The following is a 21414-nucleotide window of genomic DNA, read 5'->3' as shown; positions in this document are numbered from 1 at the left end:
ACCGCACAACGAGAAAGGGCCCCCATCAGGACTTTCATCCTGATGGAGACCCGATCTCCTGTGGTGCGCGAGGGGGGAGTTGAACCCCCACGCCCTTGCGGGCACTGGAACCTGAATCCAGCGCGTCTGCCTATTCCGCCACCCGCGCATTTGGGTGTTGTCGCCTTGCGCCCCACCCGCTGGGGTGCGACCGCCTGGCGACATCTGAAGATTAGCACGTCGCAGGGGGTGGATTCACATCCGTTTGTTTCGGGGGGCCGGCAGCCGAACAAGGAGGAGAGGTAGGCGGCCGCACGACGACAGGCGGAGCAGACGGGATGTACGGAGACATACATATGGAGAACCCGCCGCGCGCGGACCGTGATGGAACGGATCGGCTCTCCCCCCACTCATCCCCGGTGTGCCCCGGGTGCGGGACACTGTCCACAGGCCGCATCTACGATCCGTGTGGGAGATGTGAGAGGTGACACTCGTCCACAGGACAGAGAAGGGGAACCAGCCGATTTCCCGACGCGTGGATACGATCTGTAAGCAGTACCAGGACAGCAACGACGGAGGAGGTGCCCCATGGGAGTCCTGAAGCGGTTCGAGCAGCGTCTCGAAGGCCTGGTCAACGGCACCTTCGCCAAGGTCTTCAAGTCCGAGGTGCAGCCCGTCGAGATCGCGGGAGCCCTCCAGCGCGAGTGTGACAACAACGCGACGATCTGGAACCGCGAGCGGACGGTCGTCCCCAACGACTTCATCGTCGAGCTGAGCACGCCCGACTTCGAGCGCCTCAGCCCGTACTCGGGCCAGCTCGGCGACGAGCTCGCCGGCCTGGTCCGCGACTACGCGAAGCAGCAGCGATACACGTTCATGGGCCCCATCAAGGTCCACCTGGAGAAGGCCGACGACCTCGACACCGGCCTGTACCGGGTCCGCAGCCGCACGCTCGCGTCCAGCTCGTCCCAGTCGGCGCAGCCGCTGGACAGCGGCCAGCCGGGCCCCGCGGGTCCGCCGTCCGGCCAGGGCGGCCGCCCCGGAGGCTACGGCTACCCGCCGGTCGGCACCCCGCCGATGCCCGCCGCGCCACCGCCCGGCTCGGCCACGGGCCCCGGCGGCGCGCACCGTCCGGGCCCCGCCGCGCACCGCCCGGCGGGCGCCACCGGGCAGGTGCCGGGCGCACCTGTGCGCCGCTGGATCGAGATCAACGGCACACGCCACCAGATCTCCCGCCCCACACTCGTGCTGGGCCGCAGCACCGACGCCGACGTGCGGATCGACGACCCCGGCGTATCGCGCCGCCACTGCGAGATCCGGACCGGAACGCCCTCGACGATCCAGGATCTCGGGTCCACCAACGGCATCGTGGTGGACGGGCAGCACACCACCCGCGCTACGCTCCGCGACGGCTCGCGGATCGTCGTGGGCAGCACCACCATCGTTTTCCGGCAAGCCGAAGGGTGAAGCGGGGGCAATGTCAGAGCTGACCCTCACGGTCATGCGGTTGGGTTTCCTCGCCGTACTGTGGCTGTTCGTCATCGTGGCCGTTCAGGTCATCCGCAGCGACCTGTTCGGTACGCGCGTCACACAGCGCGGTTCGCGCCGCGAGAGCGCCCGTCCGCAGCAGACGGGCCGCCAGGGCGGCACGGCGCCGCCGCAACAGCGCCAGCGGCGCGGCGCCCCGACCAAGCTGGTCGTGTCCGAGGGCACGCTCACCGGCACGACGGTCGCGCTGCAGGGCCAGACCATCACGCTGGGCCGTGCGCACGATTCCACGATCGTGCTGGACGACGACTATGCCTCCAGTCGGCATGCCAGGATCTACCCGGACCGTGACGGCCAGTGGATCGTCGAGGATCTCGGGTCCACGAACGGCACCTATCTCGACCGGACCCGACTCACCACGCCGACCCCCATTCCGCTGGGCGCGCCGATCCGTATCGGCAAGACCGTCATCGAGCTGCGGAAGTAGTACGACAATGAGCGAGCGGAGCGAGCGAGCCGCAGCGGTCCCAGGGGACCGGAAGGGGCTCCCGACCGGAGGGTGGGCAGTGTGGCTCGAGACCGGCTGTACCCCGAGCCGACGGGTGAGGTGCGCATGAGTCTGTCACTGCGCTTCGCCGCCGGGTCGCACAAAGGCATGATCCGCGAGGGCAACGAGGACTCCGGTTACGCCGGCCCCCGCCTGCTCGCGATCGCCGACGGCATGGGGGGTCAGGCGGCCGGTGAGGTCGCCTCCTCCGAGGTGATCTCCACTCTCGTCACGCTCGACGACGACGTCCCCGGCTCCGACATCCTCACCTCGCTCGGCACGGCGGTGCAGCGCGCCAACGACCAGCTGCGCATGATGGTCGAGGAGGACCCCCAGCTCGAAGGCATGGGGACCACCCTCACCGCCCTCCTGTGGACCGGCCAGCGGCTCGGCCTCGTCCACGTCGGCGACTCCCGCGCGTACCTCCTCCGCGACGGCGTCCTCACCCAGATCACACAGGACCACACATGGGTCCAGCGCCTCGTCGACGAGGGCCGGATCACCGAGGAGGAGGCGACCACCCACCCGCAGCGCTCTCTCCTCATGCGCGCGCTGGGCAGCGGCGACCACGTCGAGCCCGACCTGTCGATCCGCGAGGTGCGCGCCGGTGACCGCTATCTGATCTGCTCCGACGGCCTGTCGGGCGTCGTCTCCCACCAGACGATGGAGGAGACCCTCGCCAGCTACCAGGGCCCGCAGGAGACCGTCCAGGAGCTCATCCAGCTCGCGCTGCGCGGCGGCGGCCCCGACAACATCACGGTGATCATCGCGGACGTCCTGGACGTCGACGGCGGCGACACCCTGGCCGGCCAGCTCAGCGACACCCCGGTCGTCGTCGGCGCGGTCGCCGAGAACCAGCAGCAGCTGAACGACGGCGGCGCCATGCAGACCCCCGCCGGCCGCGCGTCCGGCCTCGGCCGGTCCGCCCCGCCCCAGGCCGGTGGCTTCGGCCCGCCCGGCAGCGGCGACGACATCGGCTACGGCGGCATGCCCCCGGAGGACGGCGGCCACGGCACGTACAGCGACGCCGACCTCTCCAAGCCGCGCAGCGGCCGCAAGTGGTTCAAGCGGCTGTTCTTCACCCTGCTCGTCCTGGCCCTCCTCGGCGGCGGCGCCTACGGCGGCTACCGCTGGACCCAGACTCAGTACTTCGTCGGTGCCAACGAGGGCCATGTCGCGCTCTACCGCGGCATCAGCCAGGACCTGGCGTGGGTCTCGCTGTCGAAGGTGGAGAAAGACCACCCCGACATCGAACTCAAGTACCTCCCCGCCTTCTACCAGAAGCAGGTGGAGGAGACGATCGCCGGCGGCGGCCTGGCCAAGGCCGAGGCCAAGATCAAGGAGCTGGGACTCCAGGCGAGCGCCTGCAAGAAGCAGGAGCAGGCCCGCGAGGCCGCCGACGAGGTCAGCACCACGCCTCCCAGCGAGGAGCAGGCCGGCGGCACCACGGGGGCCGCAGGCACGACCAAGCCCACGCCCACGCCCACCACAGCCGACCCCTCCCCGAGCATCACCCTCACGGAGGACGAGCAGAGGCTGGCCTCGAACTGCGGCAAGCAGTAAGCACCCGTAGGGGGCCTTTCACCACCATGAGCGTTGTCACCAACACGACCACCATCGGCGCGATCGACGCGCCGAGCCGCCGCAACACCGAACTGCTGCTGCTCGGATTCGCCGTCGCGATCCCGGTCTTCGCGTATCTGAACGTGGGCCTCGCCCTGGACGGCGAGGTCCCCGCCGGCATGCTCGGCTACGGCATCGGCCTCGGCCTGCTCGCCGGAATCGCGCATCTGCTGGTGCGCCGGTTCGCGAAGTACTCGGACCCGCTGCTGCTGCCGCTGGCGACCCTGCTCAACGGCCTCGGGCTGGTGCTGATCTGGCGCCTCGACCAGTCGCCGCGAATCATCGCCGACTCCATGCGCCGGTACGGCAGTTACAGCGCGGACGCGCCGAAGCAGCTGATGTACTCGGCGATCGGTGTCGCCCTGTTCCTGGCCGTGCTGGTGCTCCTCAAGGACCACCGCGTCCTGCAGCGCTACACGTACATCTCCATGATGGCGGCCATCGTGCTGCTGCTGCTACCGCTCGTCCCGGGCCTCGGCGCGGACGTCTTCGGCGCCAAGATCTGGATCAGGGTCGGCCCCTTCTCCATCCAGCCCGGTGAGTTCGCGAAGATCGTGCTAGCGGTCTTCTTCTCCGGCTATCTGATGGTGAAACGGGACGCGCTCGCCCTGGCCAGCCGCCGTTTCATGGGGCTCTACCTGCCCCGTGGCCGTGACCTCGGTCCGATCCTCACCATCTGGGCCCTCAGCCTCGTCATCCTGGTCTTCGAGAACGACCTCGGTACGTCGCTGCTGTTCTTCGGCATGTTCGTGATCATGCTGTACGTGGCGACCGAGCGGACCAGCTGGATCGTCATGGGTCTGCTGATGTCCGTCGGCGGCGCCGTCGCAGTGGCGTCCTTCGCCGGTCACGTCCAGGCGCGTGTGCAGGCATGGCAGGACCCGTTCTCCTGCTGGGAGACGTCCCAGGCCTGCGACCAGATGAGCCAGGTACTCATGTCGTTCGGCTCGGGCGGCACCCTCGGCACCGGCCTCGGCCAGGGCAATTCGGACCTGATCGGCTTCGCCGCCAACTCCGACTTCATCTTCGCGACCGTCGGCGAGGAGCTCGGCCTGGCCGGCGTCATGGCGTTCCTGCTCCTCTACGGCCTGATCGTGGAGCGCGGTATCCGCACGGCGCTGGCCGCCCGCGACCCCTTCGGCAAGCTCCTCGCGACGGGCCTGTCCGGCGCCTTCGCCCTGCAGATCTTCGTCGTCGCCGGCGGTGTGATGGGCCTGATCCCGCTGACCGGTATGACGATGCCGTTCCTCGCCTACGGCGGTTCCTCCGTGATCGCCAACTGGGCACTGATCGCGATCCTGATCCGGATCAGCGACACGGCACGGCGACCCGCGCCGTCCCCCGCCCCGTCCCCCGACGCCGAGATGACCCAGGTGGTCCGCCCGTGAACAAGCCCCTGCGCCATATCGCGATCTTCTGCGGCCTGTTGGTGCTCGCGCTGCTCCTGCGGGACAACTGGATACAGTTCGCCCGCAGCGACGAGCTGACCTCGCATCCGCGCAACAAGCGCGTGACCATCGAGCGTTACGCCTCCGTACGCGGCGACATCATCGTCGACGGCGAGCCGATCACCGGCTCCGTCGACTCCAAGGACCCGCTCTACAAGTACAAGCGGACGTACGTGAACGGCCCCATGTGGGCGCCGGTCACCGGCTACGCCTCGCAGGCGTACGACGCGAACCAGCTGGAGAAGCTGCACGACTCGATCCTGACCGGCAACGACGACCGGCTGTTCTTCGACCGCACCCTCTCCATGTTCACGGGCGACACCAACAAGGGCGGCAACGTCGTCACGACTCTCAACGGCGCCGCGCAGAAGGCCGCCTACGAGGGGCTCGGCAAGAAGAAGGGCGCCGTCGCGGCCATCGACCCGCAGACCGGCAAGATCCTCGCGCTGGCGTCCACCCCTTCGTACGACCCCTCCTCCTTCGCCGGCTACCACGCCTCGGACGAGAAGGCGTGGATCGCGCTGGAGGAGAGCAAGGACAAGCCGAAGCTGAACCGCGCGCTGCGCGAGATCTACCCGCCCGGCTCCACGTTCAAGGTGCTCACGGCCGCCGCCGCCCTGGAGAACGGCAAGGTCCGGGACATCGACGCGCCGACGGACACGCCCGAGCCGTACATCCTGCCGCTGTCGACCACGCCGATGGTGAACCACGCGAAGGGCTGCGAGAACGCCAGCCTGAACGAGGCCATGCGGGTGTCCTGCAACTCGGTGTTCGCCAAGCTCGGCGACGAGGTCGGCCGCGACAAGATGGTCGAGATGGCGGAGAAGTTCGGCTTCAACAACCCCGAGATCGACACCCCTGTCCGCGCCGCCGCGTCCGTCTACGACAAGACCATGGACCGCCCCGGCAACGCGATGTCCTCGATCGGCCAGTTCAACACGGCGACCACCCCGCTCCAGATGGCCATGGTCACCGCCGCCATCGCCAACGACGGCAAGCTGATGAAGCCGTACATGGTCAGCCAGCTCGTGGCTCCGAACCTCGATGTGATCGAGAAGAACGAGCCCGAGGAGATGAGCCGCCCGATGTCCCAGGAGACCGCGCAGCTCGTCCAGAAGATGATGGAGAACGTCGTCGAGAACGGCACGGGCTCGAAGGCCCGTATCCGCGACGTCACCGTCGGTGGCAAGACCGGTACGGCCCAGCACGGCCCGAAGAACAAGGCCCGCCCCTACGCCTGGTTCATCTCGTACGCGAAGACCGACAGCGGCTCGCCGGTCGCCGTCGCCGTGGTCGTCGAGGACTCCGACGCCACCCGCGAGGACATCAGCGGTGGCGGCCTGGCCGCGCCGATCGCCCGCGATGTGATGAAGGCGGTACTCGACTCCCGGCAGTGATCTTGTGGTGCCTGTGTACCGGTCCCGTATCAGGTTGCGGTCACGGAGTGAACAGCTTCCCGTGCCCGGTAGCCTTTGCGCGAACAGCACACCGCCGGACCACAGACACGGTTGCGGCCGGGACTGACGGAGAGGGCTGGAACAGTTATGGAAGAGCCGCGTCGCCTCGGCGGCCGGTACGAGCTGGGCTCGGTGCTCGGCCGTGGTGGCATGGCCGAGGTCTACCTCGCCCACGACACCCGGCTCGGCCGCACCGTCGCCGTGAAGACGCTGCGGGCCGACCTGGCCCGTGACCCGTCCTTCCAGGCCCGGTTCCGCCGTGAGGCCCAGTCTGCCGCCTCGCTCAACCATCCGGCGATCGTCGCGGTGTACGACACCGGCGAGGACATGGTGTACGACAGCGCCTCCGGTGGGGGCGCCGGCGTCTCGATTCCGTACATCGTGATGGAGTACGTCGACGGGTCCACCCTGCGTGAGCTGCTCCACTCGGGACGCAAGCTGCTGCCTGAGCGCACGCTGGAGATGACCGTCGGCATCCTGCAGGCGCTGGAGTACTCGCACCGCGCCGGCATCGTCCACCGCGACATCAAACCGGCGAACGTCATGCTGACCCGGACCGGCCAGGTCAAGGTCATGGACTTCGGCATCGCCCGCGCCATGGGCGACGCCGGCATGACCATGACCCAGACCGCGGCCGTGATCGGCACCGCCCAGTACCTCTCCCCGGAGCAGGCCAAGGGCGAGACCGTCGACGCCCGCTCCGATCTGTACTCCACCGGCTGCCTGCTGTACGAGCTGCTGACCGTCCGTCCGCCGTTCGTCGGCGACTCCCCGGTCGCGGTCGCCTACCAGCACGTACGGGAGGAGCCGCAGCCGCCCAGCGTCTACGACCCCGAGATCACGCCCGAGATGGACGCGATCGTGCTGAAGGCACTGGTCAAGGACCCGGACTACCGTTACCAGTCGGCCGACGAGATGCGCGCCGACATCGAGGCGTGTCTGGACGGCCAGCCGGTCGCCGCGACCGCCGCGATGGGCGCCATGGGTGCTCCCGGCGGCTACGGCTACCCGCACCCCGACCAGCAGACCGCCGCGATGCACCCGTCCGACCCGGGCGCCCAGACGTCGATGCTGCCGCCCATCAACCCGGACGACGGGGGCTACGGCTACGACGACCGCGGCGCCGGCCGCCGCCGCCAGCCGCAGAAGAAGTCGAACGTCTCCACGATCCTGCTCGTCCTCGCGGGCATCCTGGTGCTGGTCGGCGCGATCCTCATCGGCAAGTCCGTCTTCGGCGCCGACGGCCCCCGCCAGGTCACCGTCCCGACCCTCGTCGGCAAAACGTACGAGGACGCGGAGAAGGCGGCGACCAGTACGGGCGTCAAGATCTCCAACATGGGCGTCGAGCGCTGCGACCAGCCCAAGGGCTCGGTCTGCCGCCAGGACCCGGCCGCCGACGGCTCCGCCACGATGAACGAGAACGACACCGTCAGCGTCTGGGTGTCGGAGGGCGCGCCGAAGGTCAAGGTGCCCAACGTCCTGGAGCAGTCCAAGGACCTTGCGACCACGAATCTGAAGGGCGAGGGCTTCGAGGTCAAGGTCAAGACGGAGGAGTCCGAGAAGCCCGCGGGCACGGTCATCGACCAGAACCCCGAGGGCGGCTCGGAGCACGAGAAGGGCACCGAGGTCACGATCACCATCGCGTCCGAGACGAAGGTGTCCGTACCCCGGGTCATCGACAACCAGTTCGACAACGCCAAGGCGCAGCTGGAGGCCCTGAAGTTCCGGGTGCTCCGCGAGGACGTGGACTCCGAGAAGCCCGCGGGCACGGTCATCGACCAGAACCCGAAGCCGGACGCGAGCGTCGCGGAAGGCTCGGCGATCACCCTGAAGGTCTCCAAGGGTCCGCAGCAGCCGCAGGCCCGGGCACCTGATCTGAGGAACCAGTTCCTCGCCCGGGCGCAGCAGATCGCCGCCGCCCAGGGGCTCCAGATCGCGGTCGTCGAGGGCCCGAGCGACGGCACGGCCATCGTCGTCGACCAGGACCCCAAGCCGGGCAAGCGGGTCGACCCGAACACCCCGATCAACGTGAAGACCCAGCGTCTCGGCGGCGGGAACACCGGGGGCGACGGCGACGGCGACAACGACAACGCCGGCTGGTTCGGCGGCACATCAGGTGCCGTCCTCCGCACCGACCAGGAGTGACCCTCCCGGCGGCACCCGGCAGGACATGAGGAAGGCCCGGCACCCCGAGTGGGTGCCGGGCCTTCCTCTCACATCGTGCGCGCGGGCCCTGGACGAGTCATTCCGATGCGATCGTCAGTGGTCGTGAGCGATCAGGGATCGTGTGACGGGCCGGCCGGTCTTGCGGTTGTGCCAGATCGCGGCGGCCATCGCCAGGATGCGCTGGGCGACGCGGACGGCGACGCCATCGAAGCTCCGACCGCGAGTGCCGTTCAAGGTCGAGCCGACTACGTCCAGCAACCATGACAGGGTGGACGGATGACGACGAACCGCGAGTACTCATCCAGTCTCCACCTCAAACCGTGGTTGAACACCGCCCCGGCCCACGGAGATCTCATTGCGGCGAAGGCACTCGTCTACGACCCCTGCGGGTTCACCTGCTCGCAGCCGGTACCCGAGGCCGAGGGTGCCGCTTACGCCGCCCACGAGTTCGCCCTTGACGGCCTCTCCATCCGGTTCCGCGCAGCCAAGACGACCCCCACCAAGGTCGGCCAGTTCGTCACCGTCTGGAAGAGGTCCCCGGCCGGGCCCATCCAGCCCTTCGACGCCACGGACCCCGTCGACCTCTTCGTCATCAGCACCCGCGACCATCACCACTTCGGCCAGTTCGTCTTTCCCGTGGACGCGCTCCGCCGACACGGTGTCGTATCGGCGAACGGTTCCGGTGGGAAACGAGCCTTCCGCGTCTACCCGCCCTGGGTGACCACCACCAACCGCCAGGCCTGCAGTGCGCAGGCGTGGCAGCTGGACTTCTTCCTGCACCTGCACCAGGACGGGCCTGTCGACCTGGCTCGCGCCCAAGAGCTCTACCACCCGCAGGACGGCGCCGGCACAACCACAAGACCGGCCGGTCCATCACACGATCGCTGATCACCTACGACCACTGATCATTCGGAATGACTCGTCTGGCGCAGTTCCACCGGCTTCGTGCGGTCCTGGTCGACCTTCTCCGTCCGCACCAGCTCGCCCCACACGATGTACCGGAAGTCCGAGGTCAGGATGGGTGTGCAGGTCGTCAGCGTGATGTAGCGGCCGGGCTTGGTACGGCCGGACTCCTTGGGCACCGGCTGCAGGACCTCCACGTTGAAACGGGACGTCTTCGGCAGCGTCTCGTAGACCTTGTAGACGTACCAGGTGTCCTTCGTCTCGAAGACGATCGGGTCACCGGACTTCAGCTTGTGGATGTTGTGGAACTTCGCCCCGTGCCCGTCGCGGTGGGCGGCCAGTGTGAAGTTGCCCGTCTTGTCCTGCGGGAGCGCCGACTTGATCGGGTCCGTGTAGTAGCCCGCGACACCGTGGTTGAGGACGTCCGGGCTGGTGCCCTTCTTGACCAGCACCTCGCCGTCACCCATCGCCGGGACGTGCAGGAAGCCGAGGCCGCCCTTGGTGTCGAGGGCGCCGGGGCCGCTGTCGGACACCGACCAGCTGTCGCGTACGGCGTCGCCCTGTTTGCCCGCCTCGCGGTCGGCCAGGACGTTCGTCCACCACAGCGAGTAGACGACGAACAGCCCCATCAGCACGCCTGCGGTGATCAGCAGCTCGCCGAAAACACTGACTGCGCCGGCGATCCGGCTGCGCACACGTGCCACAACATCTGTCCCGTCTTGAGGTGTCAGCCAGCCAGCGCTTCCGGTACGCCCTTGCTGCGCGGCTGTTCTTCCACCATCTTCCCCCACACGATCATGCGGTAGGTACTGGTGAATTCCGGGGTACAGGTGGTCAGCGTGATGTACCGGCCCGGGCCTTCGAAACCGGAGCCGTCCGGGACCGGCTTGAGCACCGAGACGTTCGAGGGCGGGGTCTGCGGCAGGATACTCGCCATCTCGTAGGTGTAGTACGCGTCCCGGGTCTCCACGACGATGGGGTCGCCGGGCCGCAGCTGGTTGATGTAGCGGAACGGCTCACCGTGGGTGTTGCGGTGCCCGGCGACCGCGAAGTTACCCTCCTTGTCGGACGGCATGGCCGTCTTCAGAGCGCCCTCCGCGTAGTGGCCGACCATGCCCTTGTCGAGGACCTTCTCCTTGTCGATGCCCTCGGCGACCGGCACGACGACGTCCAGCTTGGGGATGTGGAGGATCGCGAAGCCCTGCCCCGCCTCGAATGCGCCCGGCTGCTCGGCCTTGTCACCGATGGCCCAGTCCTGCGCTATCCGGTCCTTGGCCCGGTCGACCTCCAGACCGGCCTGCACATTCGTCCACCAGATCTGGTACGTCACGAAGAGCAGCATGACCACACCGAAGGTGATGAACATCTCGCCGACGACCCGGCTGGCGATCACACCGAAGCTGTCCTTGGCGGCACGGGCGGCACGCCGCGCCTCGACCCGGGACATGGGCCTGCCGGTCGGGGACGCCGTCGGCGGCGACGCGGGAGGCGGCGACGCGGGGGCGCGGCGGCGGCCGCGGGCCTTGGCGGCACGGCGCCGCTCGGCGCGACCTCCGGTGGGCCGGTCCTCCCCTGGTCGCGGCGCGGGATCGGTCGTGGGAAGCGCCATCGTGTCGTCGACCCCGGCGTGGACGTCGACCCCGGCGTCGGCGAGGGCGTCGGCGCGTGCCTCGGCGTCGGGTGCGGGTGCGGGTGCGGCCGACTCCTGCGCAGCGTAGGACGTGTCGTGTGTCTGCGGCTCGTATGTCTGCGGCTCGTAGGACTGTTGCGACGCCGCCTGCTGTTCCGGCTGCCCGTACGGCTCCTGGTACGGCTCGTACGGCTCGTACGGAGCCTCGTACGCCCCATGTGCCCCGTCGGCCACCGGAGGCTCGCTCGGCGCCTCGTACGGCTGCTGCTGCGGCAGGTTCGTGGCCCGGAACCAGGGCGACTGCTCCCGCCCCGCCCCCGTCGCGTCGTGCTCCGGGCGCACGGCGGTCACGCGACGGCCTTGCCCACCACCGGCGCCAGGCCCGAAGAGCGGCCGACGGCCCCGGTGTCGCCGCACTGTTCCAGCCAGTTGGCGAGCATCAGGTGTCCATGCTCGGTGAGCACCGACTCGGGGTGGAACTGCACGCCCTCGACGGCGTGGTCCCGGTGGCGCAGCCCCATGATGATCCCGTCCTCGGTGTGTGCCGTGACCTCCAGGACGTCCGGCAGATCGGCCGGTTCGGCGGCCAGCGAGTGGTACCGGGTGGCGGTGAAGGGTGACGGCAGCCCGGCGAAGACTCCCCGGCCCTCGTGGAGGACGGGCGAGGTCTTGCCGTGCAGCAGCTCGGGAGCGCGGTCGACCACACCGCCGTACGCGACGGCCATCGACTGCATACCGAGGCAGACACCGAAGACCGGGACGCCCGTGGCGGCGCAGTGCCGCACCATGTCCACGCAGACGCCGGCCTGCTCGGGCGTGCCGGGGCCCGGCGACAGCAGGACGCCGTCGAAGCCGTCCTGGGCGTGGCTCAGCTCGACCTCGTCGTTGCGGAGCACCTCGCACTCGGCACCGAGCTGGTAGAGGTACTGGACGAGGTTGAAGACGAAGCTGTCGTAGTTGTCGACGACGAGGATGCGCGCGCTCACTAACCGTCCACCGTCACATCGTTGAACGGAAGCAGAGGCTCCGCCCAAGGGAACACGTACTGGAAGAGCAGAAAGACGACCCCGAGGGCGAGCACGAGCGAGAGGAGCGCCCGCACCCATGCGTTGCCCGGGAGATGCCGCCAGATCCAGCCGTACATGACGTCTGCTGTCCCTTCCGTTCGATACCGCACCAGAGTACGGGGCGATCCCGTTCCGGTGGGTCAGCTGTGGAAAGCCGGCGGCTCGCCCTGCGTCACGGGCCGCGTCGCCGCGAGCCGCGCCCAGGCGACGAGCCGGTGGCTGCTGCCCCACTCGGGATCGCACGTGGTGAGCGTCAGATACCGCCCCGGCCCTGTGAACCCCGACTTCTCCGGTACGGGTACGGGGTCGACGACCGCGATGTCGCCGGGCACCGTACGGTACGGCCTCCTCTCGACGCGGTACGTGAACCAGGTCGTCCCGTCGTTGAGGATCACGGCGTCGCCGGGGCGCAGCCGCGGGAAGTCCTTGAAGGGATCGCCGTACGTACGACGATGTCCGGCCACCGAGAAGTTCCCGGTCCCGCCGGGCGGCGCGGTCCCGGTGTAGTGGCCGAGGCCCTTCTTGAGGGTGGCGGCCGCGGTGCCCTCCAGGACGGGCCACTCCCAGCCCTTGCCGAAGCGGGGCACGTACATGACGGCGAAGGGCTCGCCGTCCCGGTACGGCGCAGCCGCCGGGGACGGGGACGGGGCAGGCGCCTGAGACGGCCCCGTGGTGGTGGACGGGGCTGCCGGTCCGGGCGGCGGGGCCGAGGTGGACGGCGACCCCTGCGTGGCCCCCGCGGGCACCTCCCGCGACGCCGCCCAGCGCCGCTCGAGGGCGCCCTTCTCGGCGTCGCTCGCCGCCTCGGCCCGGACGCCGGTCCAGAGCGTCACATACGCCACGAAGAGCACGATCACGGCGCCCGCGGTGATGCAGAGCTCGCTGAGGGTCCTGAGGAGCAGTCGCACGGGCGCCCTCCCGTAGCCTCGCCGACAGACTCTTGCTCTTACGACACGGGCTTCGCGTAGTGGAGGTCCACTGTGCCGGAGTAGCCCGGCAGAGTCATCGCCCCGCGCTCGTCGACCTTCCAGCCGAGGCCGTACGCCTTCACATAGAGCTGGTAGTTCTGGACCGCCGGGGAGGTGGTGAGTGCCTTGCGCAGCTTGTCGGTGTCGCCGACGGCGGTGACCTTGTAGGGCGGGGAGTAGACGCGGCCCTGGAGGATCAGCGTGTTGCCCACGCAGCGGACCGCGCTGGTGGAGATCAGCCGCTGGTCCATGACCTTGATGCCCTCGGCGCCGCCCTTCCAGAGGGCGTTGACGACGGCCTGGAGGTCCTGCTGGTGGATGACCAGGTCGTTCGCCTGCGGCTCGGGGTAGCCGGGGGCGGCCCGGGCGTTCGGCGGAGCGTCGTCGAGGGTGACCGTGAGGCCCTCCCCGGCGACCTCCGTGGTGCCCGCGGCCTTCTCCAGGGTGCCGAGCCGCGCGTCCTCGGCCTCGCTGGAGCCGGCGTCGCGGCGGGCGAGGGTGTCGACCTCACCGCGTACCGCCGCCGTGGACTCCTCCAGCTCGGCGTTCTTGTCGCTGCGCTCCCTCACCAGGTCCGAGAGGCGCAGCAGGGAGTCGTCCGTGCGGATGTTGGTGCCCTTGGCGGTGTTGAAGCTGGTGACGAAGATCAGACCGGCGAGGGCGAAGACGGCAGCGGTGAGCAGCCGTACCGGCCGCCACTTTCCGCGCCGGGCCGGCTCCATGGGAGAGTCGCCGGAACTGGTCAACGTACCCTTATCTCCTTAGGCGTCGCCGAAGCACTACGCTAACGGACGCCTGGGCGAGGAGGCGGGCCACCTCGCTCTCAGCCCGTACCAGCCAAAGTCACCGTTTCCACGCGGTCACGCAGCGCATCGACAGGAGAGTTCCTCGTGCCGAAGTCACGTATCCGCAAGAAGGCCGACTACACGCCGCCCCCCGCCGCGAAGCAGGCGACCGCCATCAGGCTGACCAATCGGAGCTGGGTCGCCCCGGTCATGCTGGCACTGTTCGCCATCGGGCTGGCCTGGATCGTCGTCTTCTTCGTCACCGACGGCACCATGCCCGTCGAGTCCCTGAGGAACTGGAACGTCGCCGTCGGCTTCGGCTTCATCGCCGCCGGGTTCGCCGTCTCCACGCAGTGGAAGTAGCTGCGGACCCCTGGTCCGTCAAGCACCGCCCTGGGTTATCCACAGCGTTGTGCACAGCCGTGGAAAAGGTCAGACGATCTGTGGATAACTTGCATGGTGTTGACGCCGATGTGACTGCGTCCACTCCCTGAAGCGCTCCCGCCCCGCCCCTCGCCGCACCTAGAAGAACCAGGTCAGCGACGAGGGGCACAGGTGTTCCCGACGCGCTGCGGCAGCGTGGTCACCGGCTGTGGACAACTTTGGGGAAAGCTGCTGCTCAGCTGAGCGCGGCCGTCCTCATCACCGTCACGCCGACGGTCACCAGCAGGATCAGCGCACAGGCACCCCACTGCAACACAGGACGCCGCTCCCGCGAGCCGCTGACCATGCCATACGCGATGACGGCGCCCGCGACCAGGCCGCCGAGGTGCGCCTGCCAGGCGATGATGTCGCGGAAGACCACCGTGATGATCACATTCAGCGCGATCAAGCCCATGACCGGCCGCATGTCGTACCTGAGCCGGCGGACCAGTACGAATGTCGCGCCCATCAGCCCGAAGACCGCACCGGACGCACCCAGCGATCCCTGGTTCGGCTCGGCGATCAGATACGTGAGGGCGCTGCCCGCGAGCCCCGAGAGCAGATAGAGCGCCAGATAGCGGACACGGCCGAGCGCCGCCTCCAGGGGGCCGCCCAGCACCCACAGACCGATCATGTTGAAGCCGATGTGCCACACCTGCTGGTGCAGGAACATCGACGTCACCAGCCGGTACCACTCGCCGTCGGCGACACCGACCACCCGGACCAGATCAGGGTCGAAGGCGAGGCCGACGAGCACCAGTTCGTCGACGAGGCCTCCGACGAAGGCCGCGGCCAGGAACACCAGCAGATTGATCCCGATCAGGACCTTGGTGACGAGGTGCGGATCACCGGCGGTGATAGCGCCGCCCGCGATGTTCCGCGGCCGCGCCACATTCGGCCCGTGGCCCGTGCCCGAACCGTTCCGGACGCACTCGGGGCACTGGAAGCCGACCGATGCCTCGACCATGCAGTCGGGGCAGATCGGCCGGTCGCAGCGGGTGCAGCGGATACCGGTCTCCACCCCGGGGTGGCGGTAGCAGCTCGACAGCCCGTTGGGCGCCTGGTCCTGCTCCATGGGGATCCCCTCGTCATCGTGCGCGTAACAACGCCCCGCCCATCCTTACGGACGGACGGGGCGCAAAGGTTCCCGGGAGGAACCTGAGGCCGTTCCCGTCGGGGTCAGCGGCTCTCGATCACGACCGACTCGATGACCACGTCATTGACCGGACGGTCCGTGCGCGGGTTGGTCTGCGTGGCGGCGACGGCGTCCACGACCTTCTTGCTCGCGTCGTTGGTGACCTCACCGAAGATGGTGTGCTTGCCGGTCAGCCAGGCGGTCGGCGCGACGGTGATGAAGAACTGCGAGCCGTTCGTGCCCGGGCCCGCGTTCGCCATGGCCAGCAGGTACGGCTTGTTGAAGGCCAGGTCCGGGTGGAACTCGTCCTTGAACTCGTAGCCCGGGCCACCCGTGCCGTTGCCCAGCGGGTCACCGCCCTGGATCATGAAACCGCTGATCACCCGGTGGAAGACCGTGCCGTTGTACAGCGGGTCCTTCGTCTTCTGACCCGTCGCCGGGTTCGTCCACTCGCGCTCGCCCTTGGCGAGCTCGACGAAGTTCTTGACCGTGACCGGCGCGTGGTCCGGCAGAAGCCGGATCTCGATGTCGCCGTGGTTGGTCTTCAGGGTGGCGTAAAGCTGCTCGGCCACGATGTGCCTTCCTTAGGTCTCCTCTTACGTGTACCGATCCTCCCACGGAAGCCCTTGCCGGGGACAAAAGGCGGGATGAATGAGGACGATTGCCCCGGATGCCAGCACAGCATGCCGAGCACGACATCGGGGCGCATGATTTTCAAAAGGTCGGAAAGGTGAAATACCGACCCGCCACCGAGGAGGAGGATCCCGTGACCCGCATGGACAGCGTGCGTGCCGCGACCGGTTCGGCGAAGGAGAGTGTGCTGCACGCCGCGGACGCGGTGGCACCCTACGCCGGCGCGGCCAGGGAGCAGGCAGCGCACTACGCGCACGACGCGCGCGTGAAGATGGCGCCGAAGGTCTCCAAGGCCGCACACCAGGCGGCCAAGCAGGCACGCGTGCAGTACGAGGAATACGTCGCCCCGCACGTACCGCCCAAGGTCGACGCGGCGGCACACCGCGCCGCGTACCGGACCCGCAGGGCGGCACGCCAGGCGGCCCAGTACACGGGACCACGGATGGAAAAGGCGATGGCCGCGGCCGGCCCCGTACGGGACGAGACCGTGTCCCGTACCACCGCCGCTCTCGCCGCGCTGCGCGGCCAGGTGTCGGCGAAGGAGATCCGGAAGCTCGTCCGCAGGCACGAGCGCCGGGCGAGGGTCGGGCGCGCCGCGAAGGGCGTCGCCGTCATGGGCGTGCTGTTCGGCGGTGCCGTGGCCGTCTGGAAGTGGTGGGACAAGCAGGCCAACCCCGACTGGCTGGTCGAACCGCCCACCGAGGTCGCCGAGGGCTCCCCGCTCACCGCGGTCGACGGCAGCGGCCCGGAGTCCGCGAGGGCGGAAGCCGGAGCGGAGACCACCGGGACGACGGAGTCGACGGAGAACGGCGACGACCGCCGCTGACCTGACTCCGGTGGCCGTCGTCACACTGGACGGCTCGCCACCGAGGGCGCCGTCGCGCTCCTAGGCGTCGCCGTCGCGGCCCTGGGCGCCGTCGCCCCCCTCGATGGCGTCCCCGCACCGGCGGTCGCCCGCCGCACGGCGGGCGACGTCCCATGGGCCTCCGCCCGGATGCGCTGCTTGATGGTCGGCGGCAACGCCCGCCCCCGCGTCGCACGCCGTCCGGGCCCGGCCGCGGTCGTCGACATGACCACACCCGCGGTCCGCTGCGCCGGCACACGCACGTCGGAAACACCGGTATGCCGGCCGGCGGCGGGCTTCGTCGGCCTGAGGGAGGCGAGGAGCACACAGAAGAAGGAGACGATTGCGGTCCAGAAGTGCTCGACCTTGACGGCGGCCACGGCCCCTCGCTTTCCCAACACGTTCGGATCGGGTGATTTGCATACCTCTCTCATGATGTGTACGCATCTCGAGATCCGGGGGAGCGACGCCATCACCGCGCAGATCTTCCGATGAACACCACCCGAACAGCGCAGAAGAGCCCCTCTGTCCTGTGTTCCCACAGGACAGAGGGGCTCTTCGGTGTGGAGCCTAGGGGAGTCGAACCCCTGACATCTGCCATGCAAAGACAGCGCTCTACCAACTGAGCTAAGGCCCCGGAGACCACCTGGTCGCGGCGGTCGCAGACCAGAGTACCGGGTGACCCCGGGTATCCCGCAAAAGGATTGGGGCTCCCCGTGGGCGACCACTCTCCGTAAGATGCTCCGCGAGGTTCGCAGCAGCGAACCGAAGCGATGGGGAGACGCAATGGATGCTGCACAGCAGGAAGCGACCGCCAGAGCCAGAGAGCTCCAGCGCAGTTGGTACGGGGAGCCTTTGGGGGCGCTCTTCCGTCGGCTCATCGACGATCTGGGGCTGAACCAGGCCCGGCTCGCCGCCGTGCTCGGGCTCTCGGCACCGATGCTGTCGCAGCTGATGAGCGGTCAGCGCGCCAAGATCGGCAATCCGGCTGTCGTCCAGCGCGTCCAGGCCCTCCAGGAACTCGCGAGCCAGGTCGCCGACGGCAGTGTCAGCGCGGTCGAGGCGACCGACCGGATGGAGGAGATCAAGAGGTCGCAGGGCGGCTCCGTCCTGACCGCCTCCAGCCAGACTCCCACCAGCTCCGGCGCGCCCACGGTGCGCCGCGTCGTCCGGGAGATCCAGTCGCTGCTGCGCTCGGTCGCGGCGGCCGGCGACATCATCGACGCCGCCGACTCGCTCGCCCTCACCCATCCGGAACTGGCAGAGTTCCTCCGGGTGTACGGCGCCGGGCGCACGGCGGACGCGGTCGCGCACTACGAGTCGCACCAGAGCTGACGGCGGCGGCAGGCACGGGCAGGGGACGGGACGGGACGGGGAGCGGGCGCAGCGCGATGGGTGAGGTCTTCGCAGGTCGGTACGAGCTGATCGACCCGATCGGGCGTGGCGGCGTGGGCGCGGTCTGGCGGGCCTGGGACCAGCGCCGCCGCCGGTACGTGGCGGCGAAGGTGCTGCAGCAGAGCGACGCGCACACACTGCTGCGGTTCGTACGCGAGCAGGCGCTGCGCATCGACCATCCGCATGTCCTCGCCCCGGCCAGCTGGGCCGCGGACGACGACAAGGTCCTGTTCACCATGGACCTGGTCGGCGGAGGATCGCTGGCCCATGTGATCGGGGACTACGGGCCGCTGCCGCCGCGGTTCGTCTGCACCCTGCTCGACCAGCTGTTGTCGGGGCTGGCCGCGGTGCACGCGGAGGGGGTCGTGCACCGCGACATCAAGCCCGCCAACATCCTGCTGGACGCCACCGGGACCGGGCGGCCGCATCTGCGGCTGTCCGACTTCGGCATCTCCATGCGCAAGGGCGAGCCCCGCCTGACCGAGACCAACTACGTGGTCGGCACGCCCGGTTACTTCGCCCCGGAACAACTGATGGGCGCCGAACCGGACTTCCCGGCCGACCTCTTCGCGGTCGGGCTCGTCGCCCTGTACCTGCTGCAGGGCCGGAAGCCGGACTCACAGGCGCTCGTGGAGCACTTCCTGGCGCACGGCACACCGAGCGCCCCCGAGGGGCTCCCGGAGCCGCTGTGGCAGGTCCTGGCGGGTCTCCTGCAGCCGGACCCGCATGCCCGGTTCCGTACGGCCACGGGGGCGCGCAAGGCGCTGACGTCGGCGGTCGAGCTGCTGCCCGATCCGACGGGCGAGGAGGAGCCCGTCGAGGTCTTCGACCAGCTCGGCCCGCTGCCGGCCGGGTACGGCCCCGAGGGCCCGGTCCCCGCGCCCGCCCCTGCCCCTGCCCCTGCCCCTGCCCCTGCCCCAGCACCGCACCAGGCGCCCGCGCCGCAGGCCGGTACGCCGTCGCCCACCGCGCCCGCGCCCGCGCCCGCCATGGCCTCGCCGTCCGAGACCGGCAGCTTCCATCTGGCACCGCCGCCGCAACAGCCCGGCACGCCGCCGCCCACGGCCCCGCCGCCCGGCACGCAGCCCACCGCCGTGCCGAACCAGCCGCAGGCGTACGCGCCGTACCCCACCGCGCCGTACACAGCCCCAGCCGCGCCGTACACGGCCCCCACGGCGCCGCAGCACCTGGCCGCCCCCGTACCCGTACCCGTGGCCCGGAAGCGGCCGGGACCGCCCCGTGCGGTGGCGGTCCCGGTGCTGCTCCTGGCGCTGGTCTGCTACGCCGTCGGCTTCTGGGCGCTCACCCAGAGCTGACCTACCAGCCGCGCCCCGGCGGCGGACCGTACTGCGTGGACGCGTCCGGCGAAGGAGCCGGCGAGGGCGAGGGCAGCCCCGCGGCACCCCCCGCCCGAACCTCTCCCGTGCCGACTCCGGGTCCGGCTCCCGCCCCCGTCCCCGCGCGCCGCCGCGCCAGCACCGTCCACAGCCCGAGCCCGAGCAGCAGCAGCGTCCCGCCCCCGAGCCCGCCTGCCGCGACGAGCCGCATCGTGCCGCTGCGCTCCGCCTGCGTGCCGCTCTCGCCGTCGGCCGCCGCGCGCTGGTCGTCCTCCGTCACCGTGAAGATCCCTGCCGGACCGGCGTACGGCGGCGCCGACTTGGCCTTGCCCTCCACATTGATGCGCAGGGTCAGCCCGTACGGCTTCTTGCCGAACTTCTCCCCGACCTTCGGGTTGAGGCTGACGCGCAGGTAGTACCAGCCCGCGAAGCGCATGTTGCGGGTCTCCGTGTCGGAGCTGAACCGGTTCTCGTACGCCACCGGGGGCAGCGGGTCGAGCGCCGCCGACTTCTGCTTGCCGTCGTACGCCATCGAGTCGGCGCTGTCGACCAGGCCGAGCGCCGGGTTGTACAGCGACATCGGCAGCGCGCTGCTCGCATAGCCGTCGCCGGCCGAACTGCCCAGATCGGCGCTGACGAAGAGCTGCTGGCCCCAGTCCACCGGCACCCGGTAGAAGCGGCTCTGGCCGGGCTCGATCCGGTCGGTCCACTCGCCCTCGGCGAGGCCCGGTGCGTCGAAGACGCTGCTGCCGCCCGCCCGTTCACGCGGACCGCCCGCGGGCGGCTGAGGAGAGGCGCTGGGCCAGCTCTCCGGCGCCTCGCTCGGGCCTGCCTCCTTGAGCTTCGGCTCCGCCACGTGCCGGAGCTCCAGGTCCCACGGCTCCGCCGACGATGTCTCCTTGCCCTCGCGCTCGACGACGACGTAGTACGAGCCGGCGTCCTGGCACAGGGACCGGCCCGGGTCGATCGTGCGGTGCGCGTACGCGGCCAGCGGCCGGGGGAACTCGGCCGAACCGAACCGCGTGGTGGTGCTGCTGCAGTCGACGCCGTCCCGGTTCTGGAGCGAGACCTTCAGCTCGTCCCGGTACGAGACGCGTGCGCCGCGCGGGGGCACGGCGACGGCGGAGACGTACGCGTGGTTCCCGGCGTCCAGGTCGACGCGGTAGATCAGCTTGCCGTCCGCCTTGAGAGAGTCCTTGTAGACGGCGTCCGCGGCCAGCCGTTGGGCGTCGCTGGTGGTCGAGGCACCCTTGATGCCCAGGATGCCCTCGGCGAAGGCGTACGGGGCGGGCTCGGCGGCCGCCCAGGCCGACGGCGCGGGCAGCCCCGCCGCGAGTACCGCCGCGCCGGCCACCGCCGCCACAACGCCCGTACGCGCCGCCCAGTCCGACGTCACCCGCCTGGCACCCGCCATCCGCCCGGCAGACCACGTCCGCCCGGACGACGTCACCCGTCCCACCCCGGTCGCCCGGCGGCCGGTCTTCGCGCCACAGCCCCAGCCCCGCCTGTTCACGCGCTTCCCCTCGTTGTCTCCATGGCCGAACCATCCTGCCCCGCCCGTCCCGTCGCTGTCTGCGAGGGAGCCC

22 protein-coding genes and 2 tRNA genes are annotated in these 21414 nt (G+C 69.8%); 11 read left to right on the top strand and 13 right to left on the bottom strand.

Annotated features, from left to right (window positions below; all coding sequences use genetic code 11):
• Positions 1-61: 61 nt before the first annotated feature.
• Positions 62-148: transfer RNA gene (locus FVS66_RS19455), tRNA-Leu, on the bottom strand.
• 419 nt (positions 149-567) lie between these two features.
• Between FVS66_RS19455 and FVS66_RS19450 the strand changes: the two genes are divergently transcribed.
• From FVS66_RS19450 to pknB, 6 genes are all read left to right on the top strand, one after another.
• Positions 568-1446, top strand: a complete 879-nt coding sequence (locus tag FVS66_RS19450) for a DUF3662 and FHA domain-containing protein (protein WP_149182454.1) — start codon at positions 568-570, stop codon at positions 1444-1446.
• Between the two features lie 10 nt (positions 1447-1456).
• The gene (locus FVS66_RS19445) at positions 1457-1954 is read left to right on the top strand and encodes an FHA domain-containing protein (RefSeq protein ID WP_149182453.1); all 498 of its coding nucleotides are present in this window, start codon (positions 1457-1459) and stop codon (positions 1952-1954) included.
• A gap of 126 nt (positions 1955-2080) precedes the next feature.
• Complete coding sequence (locus tag FVS66_RS19440) at positions 2081-3577, top strand: Stp1/IreP family PP2C-type Ser/Thr phosphatase (protein WP_149182452.1); 1497 nt, start codon at positions 2081-2083, stop codon at positions 3575-3577.
• 26 nt (positions 3578-3603) lie between these two features.
• Positions 3604-5025 carry an FtsW/RodA/SpoVE family cell cycle protein gene (locus FVS66_RS19435; protein ID WP_149182451.1) on the top strand — a complete coding sequence of 474 codons (1422 nt, stop codon included), beginning with the start codon at positions 3604-3606 and terminating at the stop codon, positions 5023-5025.
• Complete coding sequence (locus tag FVS66_RS19430; protein ID WP_149182450.1) at positions 5022-6482, top strand: penicillin-binding protein 2; 1461 nt, start codon at positions 5022-5024, stop codon at positions 6480-6482. The genes FVS66_RS19435 and FVS66_RS19430 overlap by 4 nt, the downstream gene beginning before the upstream one ends.
• Positions 6483-6629: 147 nt before the next feature.
• Positions 6630-8687 carry a Stk1 family PASTA domain-containing Ser/Thr kinase gene (gene pknB, locus FVS66_RS19425; protein ID WP_149182449.1) on the top strand — a complete coding sequence of 686 codons (2058 nt, stop codon included), beginning with the start codon at positions 6630-6632 and terminating at the stop codon, positions 8685-8687.
• Between the two features lie 114 nt (positions 8688-8801).
• Here pknB and FVS66_RS19420 read toward each other — a convergent pair whose 3' ends face one another.
• Positions 8802-8966 (bottom strand): hypothetical protein, encoded by a 165-nt coding sequence (locus FVS66_RS19420; RefSeq protein ID WP_222946957.1) that lies wholly within the window; start codon positions 8964-8966, stop codon positions 8802-8804.
• 18 nt (positions 8967-8984) lie between these two features.
• Between FVS66_RS19420 and FVS66_RS19415 the strand changes: the two genes are divergently transcribed.
• A complete protein-coding gene (locus FVS66_RS19415) occupies positions 8985-9596 on the top strand; it encodes a MepB family protein (RefSeq protein WP_149182448.1) in 612 nt (203 codons plus the stop codon).
• Positions 9597-9613: 17 nt separating this feature from the next.
• Here the strand turns inward: FVS66_RS19415 and FVS66_RS19410 are convergent, their stop codons facing one another.
• From FVS66_RS19410 to FVS66_RS19390, 6 genes are all read right to left on the bottom strand, one after another.
• The gene (locus tag FVS66_RS19410) at positions 9614-10315 is read right to left on the bottom strand and encodes a class E sortase (protein WP_149182447.1); all 702 of its coding nucleotides are present in this window, start codon (positions 10313-10315) and stop codon (positions 9614-9616) included.
• Positions 10316-10338: 23 nt separating this feature from the next.
• The gene (locus FVS66_RS19405; protein ID WP_262387084.1) at positions 10339-11592 is read right to left on the bottom strand and encodes a class E sortase; all 1254 of its coding nucleotides are present in this window, start codon (positions 11590-11592) and stop codon (positions 10339-10341) included.
• A complete protein-coding gene (locus tag FVS66_RS19400; RefSeq protein ID WP_149182446.1) occupies positions 11589-12227 on the bottom strand; it encodes an aminodeoxychorismate/anthranilate synthase component II in 639 nt (212 codons plus the stop codon). Before FVS66_RS19400 ends, FVS66_RS19405 begins: the two co-directional genes overlap by 4 nt.
• A complete protein-coding gene (locus FVS66_RS35120; protein ID WP_187645598.1) occupies positions 12227-12385 on the bottom strand; it encodes a hypothetical protein in 159 nt (52 codons plus the stop codon). The genes FVS66_RS19400 and FVS66_RS35120 overlap by 1 nt, the downstream gene beginning before the upstream one ends.
• 63 nt (positions 12386-12448) lie before the next feature.
• Positions 12449-13216, bottom strand: coding sequence for a class E sortase (locus FVS66_RS19395; protein ID WP_149182445.1), 768 nt, complete (start codon positions 13214-13216; stop codon positions 12449-12451).
• Between the two features lie 38 nt (positions 13217-13254).
• A complete protein-coding gene (locus FVS66_RS19390) occupies positions 13255-14022 on the bottom strand; it encodes a DUF881 domain-containing protein (protein ID WP_187645597.1) in 768 nt (255 codons plus the stop codon).
• A gap of 144 nt (positions 14023-14166) precedes the next feature.
• Between FVS66_RS19390 and crgA the strand changes: the two genes are divergently transcribed.
• Positions 14167-14424 carry a cell division protein CrgA gene (gene crgA, locus FVS66_RS19385; RefSeq protein ID WP_149182444.1) on the top strand — a complete coding sequence of 86 codons (258 nt, stop codon included), beginning with the start codon at positions 14167-14169 and terminating at the stop codon, positions 14422-14424.
• 256 nt (positions 14425-14680) lie between these two features.
• Here crgA and FVS66_RS19380 read toward each other — a convergent pair whose 3' ends face one another.
• The gene (locus FVS66_RS19380) at positions 14681-15559 is read right to left on the bottom strand and encodes a rhomboid family intramembrane serine protease (protein WP_149182443.1); all 879 of its coding nucleotides are present in this window, start codon (positions 15557-15559) and stop codon (positions 14681-14683) included.
• A gap of 104 nt (positions 15560-15663) precedes the next feature.
• Positions 15664-16191: a peptidylprolyl isomerase gene (locus tag FVS66_RS19375; protein ID WP_149182442.1), complete on the bottom strand. Its 528-nt coding sequence runs from the start codon at positions 16189-16191 to the stop codon at positions 15664-15666.
• 194 nt (positions 16192-16385) lie between these two features.
• Here FVS66_RS19375 and FVS66_RS19370 point away from each other — a divergent pair, with 194 nt between their 5' ends.
• Positions 16386-17078, top strand: a complete 693-nt coding sequence (locus tag FVS66_RS19370; RefSeq protein WP_149182441.1) for a DUF5324 family protein — start codon at positions 16386-16388, stop codon at positions 17076-17078.
• A 20-nt stretch (positions 17079-17098) separates the two neighbouring features.
• Here the strand turns inward: FVS66_RS19370 and FVS66_RS36900 are convergent, their stop codons facing one another.
• The gene (locus FVS66_RS36900; RefSeq protein WP_399225877.1) at positions 17099-17323 is read right to left on the bottom strand and encodes a DUF6344 domain-containing protein; all 225 of its coding nucleotides are present in this window, start codon (positions 17321-17323) and stop codon (positions 17099-17101) included.
• 337 nt (positions 17324-17660) lie between these two features.
• Positions 17661-17733: transfer RNA gene (locus tag FVS66_RS19365), tRNA-Ala, on the bottom strand.
• Between the two features lie 149 nt (positions 17734-17882).
• On the opposite strand from FVS66_RS19365, the gene FVS66_RS19360 reads away from it, so the two are divergent.
• Both FVS66_RS19360 and FVS66_RS19355 read left to right on the top strand, forming a co-directional pair.
• Positions 17883-18431, top strand: a complete 549-nt coding sequence (locus FVS66_RS19360) for a DNA-binding protein (RefSeq protein WP_149182440.1) — start codon at positions 17883-17885, stop codon at positions 18429-18431.
• Between the two features lie 56 nt (positions 18432-18487).
• Positions 18488-19807, top strand: a complete 1320-nt coding sequence (locus FVS66_RS19355; protein WP_149182439.1) for a serine/threonine-protein kinase — start codon at positions 18488-18490, stop codon at positions 19805-19807.
• 1 nt (position 19808) lies between these two features.
• On the opposite strand, the gene FVS66_RS19350 is transcribed toward FVS66_RS19355, so the two are convergent.
• A complete protein-coding gene (locus FVS66_RS19350) occupies positions 19809-21242 on the bottom strand; it encodes a hypothetical protein (protein ID WP_399225859.1) in 1434 nt (477 codons plus the stop codon).
• Between the last annotated feature and the right edge of the window lie 172 nt (positions 21243-21414).

The organism is Streptomyces sp. TRM49041 (assembly GCF_008271805.1).
In the GTDB taxonomy this organism is placed as follows: Bacteria; Actinomycetota; Actinomycetes; order Streptomycetales; family Streptomycetaceae; genus Streptomyces.
The sequence above is the reverse complement of the archived record's forward strand: the minus strand, read 5'-3'. Positions and strand labels throughout refer to the sequence as shown.

Bases quoted from the DNA above. Each gene is read 5' to 3' on its own strand.
- FVS66_RS19450 (WP_149182454.1), top strand. From the start codon at position 568: ATGGGAGTCCTGAAGCGGTTCGAGCAGCGTCTCGAAGGCCTGGTCAAC.
- FVS66_RS19360 (WP_149182440.1), top strand. From the start codon at position 17,883: ATGGATGCTGCACAGCAGGAAGCGACCGCCAGAGCCAGAGAGCTCCAG.
- pknB (WP_149182449.1), top strand. From the start codon at position 6,630: ATGGAAGAGCCGCGTCGCCTCGGCGGCCGGTACGAGCTGGGCTCGGTG.
- FVS66_RS19415 (WP_149182448.1), top strand. From the start codon at position 8,985: ATGACGACGAACCGCGAGTACTCATCCAGTCTCCACCTCAAACCGTGG.
- FVS66_RS35120 (WP_187645598.1), bottom strand. From the start codon at position 12,385: ATGTACGGCTGGATCTGGCGGCATCTCCCGGGCAACGCATGGGTGCGG.
- FVS66_RS19445 (WP_149182453.1), top strand. From the start codon at position 1,457: ATGTCAGAGCTGACCCTCACGGTCATGCGGTTGGGTTTCCTCGCCGTA.
- FVS66_RS19355 (WP_149182439.1), top strand. From the start codon at position 18,488: ATGGGTGAGGTCTTCGCAGGTCGGTACGAGCTGATCGACCCGATCGGG.
- FVS66_RS19350 (WP_399225859.1), bottom strand. From the start codon at position 21,242: ATGGCGGGTGCCAGGCGGGTGACGTCGGACTGGGCGGCGCGTACGGGC.
- FVS66_RS36900 (WP_399225877.1), bottom strand. From the start codon at position 17,323: ATGTCGACGACCGCGGCCGGGCCCGGACGGCGTGCGACGCGGGGGCGG.
- FVS66_RS19440 (WP_149182452.1), top strand. From the start codon at position 2,081: ATGAGTCTGTCACTGCGCTTCGCCGCCGGGTCGCACAAAGGCATGATC.
- FVS66_RS19380 (WP_149182443.1), bottom strand. From the start codon at position 15,559: ATGGAGCAGGACCAGGCGCCCAACGGGCTGTCGAGCTGCTACCGCCAC.
- FVS66_RS19435 (WP_149182451.1), top strand. From the start codon at position 3,604: ATGAGCGTTGTCACCAACACGACCACCATCGGCGCGATCGACGCGCCG.